Origin of the sequence: Endozoicomonas sp. ALE010, from assembly GCF_049310165.1 — a bacterium.
GTDB lineage: Bacteria > Pseudomonadota > Gammaproteobacteria > Pseudomonadales > Endozoicomonadaceae > Endozoicomonas.
The window spans coordinates 1-3,308 of record NZ_JBLYNV010000149.1 but is presented as its reverse complement, the minus strand read 5'-3'; the positions used below and the strand labels follow the sequence as shown (position 1 = coordinate 3,308).

Here is a 3,308-nt window from a genome sequence, read left to right as displayed (position 1 = left end):
TTTAGTCGAAGAATTGTGCGGGCATGATTTTTTTACCTCTTCTGTATCTCTCGTGGCTGTAGTGCTTCAGGATTCATCGGGAATTACTGCTGAAAAGCCTGTTCGTACTCGTTAATGGTCTTATTGAAGGCAAACTCAATATCTCTGGAAGCTATCTCCAGTCTTTTTTCTGCATTACGGGCAGTTGTCTCACCAACAAAATCATCACCAAGTTCGCGAATATTGCCTAAAATTCGGCCTTCCATTTCATTTAACTGGCTCTGAATTTCAGGCGGAAGGTCATGCCCCTCATGTTTGATCCTTTCCTTGTAAGCCTGAGTATTAAAGCCTCGGTCACGACGCTCCTTCAGGCTCTCGATCTCCACCAATAACTGATGAAGTTCTTTCTCGTCGGTCTCCAACTGGCGGATCAACTCTGCTTCCTGCATACCTTGCTCTATAGCAGAAGTCAACGCCTGATGGGCGCGATTTAAACGCATAGGGAAACTGTATTTGTTGATGTATTCATCAATCACCGCTTCAATTGCGGGTAACCCACTGTTTCGTAAAGCCTGCGACGTTGATTTATCCTCCATTGCCGCAGCCACTTTTGGGCTCAACGGCATATATTGAGGAAATGCCATGGTAGGTTCTTCAAGAAGTAACTCTTCGATATTCCGTTTATCACCACGCTCTGTCCGGGTCAGTTCACCCTGCTTGCGCAACAAATAAGCCATACGGGCAGAAACCGGATAAATATTCGGGTCATGAATCCCATTTTCCAGCAAATACTTTCTTACCCGGTCAAGTGCTTCGGCAATGTTTTCACCTTTTTCGGGGTCAAACATATCCATCTTGTTCACAACAAACAGGAAGCGATCTTTACTCTGCTTACCACCCTTACTCATGATGTCAGAAACAAGCCTGAGCAAATTTCGATCATCATTGGTACCCAGTTGCGTTGCATTGAGAACATACACAATCAATGGGTTCTGGCGGGAGTCCTGAATAAAGCCAAGAGTAGTTCTCTCATGCTCTGCATCCTGACTGTTGTTAGGTCCCGGAGTGTCAGTCAGCACCAATTGCACATTGTCATTTTTTGCGACTGAACGAATATCGCCGTGTAATGAGATTGTTTTGGTTTCTTTGTCAGCGTTCCATTGACGAAGAATATCCAGATGAACAGCCTCACAACGTTCAACCTCGTCTCCTTCTCGATTGAAACGCTCTCCCCGGAATACCACTCCCTGAGCTTTGTCGTCATGAATATGAGCAATCGTCGCTGTGGTTGCTTCATTAGCCGCAGGTAGCAAATCCTGCCCTAACATTGCATTAATGAACGTTGATTTACCGGAAGACATGGTAGCGACAACATAGACGTCAAAGTTATTGTTCAGTGCTTCCAGAAAATCTCGCTGCGCATCATCCCCGCTGTTTGCCAGATATTTTTCAAACTTGGGGGTATTTTGGACCCTGGCCATCAACTGTTTGATTTTATCCAGTCGGCTCTCCGTTGGCTCTACCGGATTCCAGCTAAGTTCAATCATCATTCCGGCATTCATGGCTTTTTGAGCTGCTTCCTTCAGATCCTCGTAATCGGATTCAACGCCGGTAAACTCGATATAAAAACTGGAACTGCCATTAAAAATGTCACGCAGTTTAAAAAAGATCTGCTCTACCCATAACTGTAAGCGTTTGGTGCTGTATCCTGCAATGTCTGAACTTTCAGAAGGAGCCTGGCCATCAATCAAAAACCTGGTTTCAACCAGAAATGGATTGTGCTCGATATATATATGATTCATTAGTATGTACTGCTCTTTTGCTCGTAAAGATGTTAATGAGGTATCTGGAAATGTCGTCGCTCTTCAAGCCGATTTAGTGACCAATGCTTCAATTGTGCTTAGCCCTGTGTAATCGATAAAAGCTTTAAGCTCTTTACGGCTCATCTCCTCAAACCCGCCCTTAAATGCATTATTAAGTCTCCGACGCTGATTGCGCTTGATCCTGTGGGGCATGATTGCTGCATTGCTTAGATGTAGAGCGCTGTCACGGAAACGCTCAAGCTCAGAGAAAAGCATATTTCGATCACTACGCCCTACTTCGACATTTTTCACAAACTTCTTTGCGGTCAATGCAGGAAGCGCCATAACCGGAATAATCACGGGATTTTGAAAGCCAAGCCCTGATAAATACTTCTCGGCATTACGAACATAGCGCTCTGCTGTTTCACCGAGTTCTTCATCAAGGGCATCAACTTTATTCAGGGCAAAAATCACTTGGTCTGTTGGATGGATCTCCCTGATGGTCTTGAGGACTTCCACATCATCAGTAGTTCCAAGCTGGGTAACATTGATTACGTAGAGTAATGTACTGTCCGGATATGACTTAATCGCTTCAATAAAAGTTGCCCGATGCCGCTCATCCATACTGTTATTTGCTCCGGGAGTGTCTATGAAGGTGTATCCCGAAAGCTTGGAACTCAGCAAACCGCTTGAGGCCGGAAAACGGATATCCATTGATGAAACATCATCAGATCTGTTCCACTCTTTCATCTGATCTGCAGATAATAGCCTGCTCATCTCAGCGGGCAGACCTTCACAGCAGTATGCAGTGGCTTTTGCACGCCCCTTTTTGACAATCGTGATTCGCGCGACTTTCGCAGTGGTCGCTTCATTCGCAGAGTGCAGTAAATCTTTGCCAAGCAAAGCGTTTATCAATGAAGACTTACCAGCACTCATTGTTGCCGCAACCAAAATAGTTTTAGAGGATTTGCTCATGAATAACTTAATCCGAAATATTGCCTGAACTGGCTAACCACTGGGTAAAATTCTGCTGAATATGTTGGTGCAGTTTCCTGGGTGAGATGACCTTGATATTGGGAATCCAGCTCTGAATAAGCGGAACGATCTGTGAATAACTCCAAGCGCAAGCCCGGATAATCAGCGTGCCATCCGGCTTTTTCTCAAGAATCTCCTGTCTGGGTAGGAGCGCCTTTCTCTCAAAAAAGAATGCCACATCAGGGTGAACTTCAAGCGTAACTTCAAATTCGGGTTGACCAAACCAGACAGAGTCATGCTCTTTGATCTGTTTGATAATAGCTTCATCAATAGCAAAGTGCTCATTTCCTAAAGATGCCAGCTTAATGCGCGCAAGAGAAAATGCTTTCAGAACACCTTCCGCAGTAGCAGCCAGATACCAACTTCCCTGGTAGAACACCATCATGTAAGGATTAACTTTACCAGGGCGGTAGCATGAGGTGCACATATGTACTATTAACATACCTCCGGTATAGCCAGAGGTACGACAATGGCCAACTACACACCAATGGT

At 44.9% G+C, this 3,308-nt stretch carries 3 protein-coding genes; all 3 read right to left on the bottom strand.

Annotated elements, in window-relative coordinates; genetic code table 11:
• Positions 1 to 83: 83 nt before the first annotated feature.
• Positions 84 to 1,781, bottom strand: coding sequence for a dynamin family protein (locus tag ACO6UY_RS24235; protein WP_422491606.1), 1,698 nt, complete (start codon positions 1,779 to 1,781; stop codon positions 84 to 86).
• A 63-nt stretch (positions 1,782 to 1,844) separates the two neighbouring features.
• A complete protein-coding gene (locus ACO6UY_RS24230) occupies positions 1,845 to 2,756 on the bottom strand; it encodes a dynamin family protein (protein ID WP_422491605.1) in 912 nt (303 codons plus the stop codon).
• Between the two features lie 7 nt (positions 2,757 to 2,763).
• On the bottom strand, positions 2,764 to 3,308 hold a 545-nt coding region (locus ACO6UY_RS24225), incomplete at its 5' end, for a WYL domain-containing protein (protein ID WP_422491604.1).